Consider the following 1,301-nt stretch of genomic DNA (forward strand, 5'->3'; position numbering starts at 1 on the left):
GAACTTAGAAAATCGGTTAAAAATATGAGTAAGAAAAAGACATTCAAAATCGGTAAAAAGTTCATGCTTTGCAAAGGTAAGAATTTCAGAAATCAAACCAAAATCAAAGACTTCAAAACCTTTGCGTTTTACCAAAATATTTTGAGAAGTAGGTACTTTAAAATCAAAAATATTCTGGAAAAATATAGGAAACCCTTGCAAGAATTTCAAACCAAAATCCGAAATCATGAATGTTGTTGTAGCAAAAGTCCGAGAATTCGAAACCACTAATTCATGATTGGAGCTCTCCTTAGACAATTCCTGCAAGAAATTCTCTTTTATCTCAACCCTAAGGTTGGATGACAAGTTAGTAAAAGAAAAATAGGTGTCATTCAAAGATAGTTCAATATGTAATAGGTTGTCACAAAGAAACCTATCTTTCTTCAAAAAGTTCACAAAAAGACTCAATTTCCTTTTACCAAAACCAGCTTGTGTTCTAGGTTCAACTGGCTTCATCTCTAATCTCTTTTTATATTCAAGTTGATCAGCATACACTTGAGATGGAGATAAAGGTGTAAAGACAATTTTACGATCATTAACAAGCAATGAATACCTATTAGTACGACCATAATAAGTAGCATCATTATCATAAATCCATGGTCTACCAAGCAGTAAATGACTAGCTTCCATAGGCATCACATCACAAAGCAGATTGTCTTTAAACTTACCAATTGACAAGCTTACCAAAACTTGCTTGACTACTTTAGCCTCCCCACTATGATTTAACCATTGAAGCTTGTATGGTTGAGGGTGCTTCGTAGTAGGCAACTTCATCTGTGACACAAGATAAGTAGAAGCAATGTTAGTGCAACTACCACCATCAATAATCAAAAGACAAACCTTTTCATTGATCAAACATCTAGAATGAAAGATGTTATTTCGTTGAACATGGTCTTCGTCCTCCTTTGGGATCTCTTGGATGGTGAGAGCTTTCTTGTTCACAAATAGACGTCCTTTAGGTGGTGACATGACGTCTTCTTCTAAATCCTCAGTTGAATGCCGATTTCTCCTTTTGCTCATGAGAGAATGTTTCGGCCCACTGGGATGCTCATCTGGACTTAGCTCATCAAAGTCCCCTTCAGTGATTTCTTCATCACTTGGACCTTCTAAGGTTGGCATGTCTTTGCAGTCATCATCAGAATCAGATTCACTAACAATTTCACCATTACGCATAACCATGACTTTATTGTTAGGGCAATTAGACATATAATGACCACGACCTTGACATTTAAAGCAAACAATCTCCCTAGATTTCTTACTAC

At 35.9% G+C, this 1,301-nt stretch carries 1 protein-coding gene; it reads right to left on the minus strand.

Annotation, left to right across the window (positions count from 1 at the left end; genetic code table 11):
- Positions 1-1,218 (minus strand): retropepsin-like aspartic protease (locus BVER_RS32115; RefSeq protein WP_232316927.1); only part of this gene is annotated, 1,218 nt, incomplete at its 3' end.
- Positions 1,219-1,301: the final 83 nt, after the last annotated feature.

Source organism: Candidatus Burkholderia verschuerenii (assembly GCF_001189365.1).
GTDB lineage: Bacteria > Pseudomonadota > Gammaproteobacteria > Burkholderiales > Burkholderiaceae > Caballeronia > Caballeronia verschuerenii.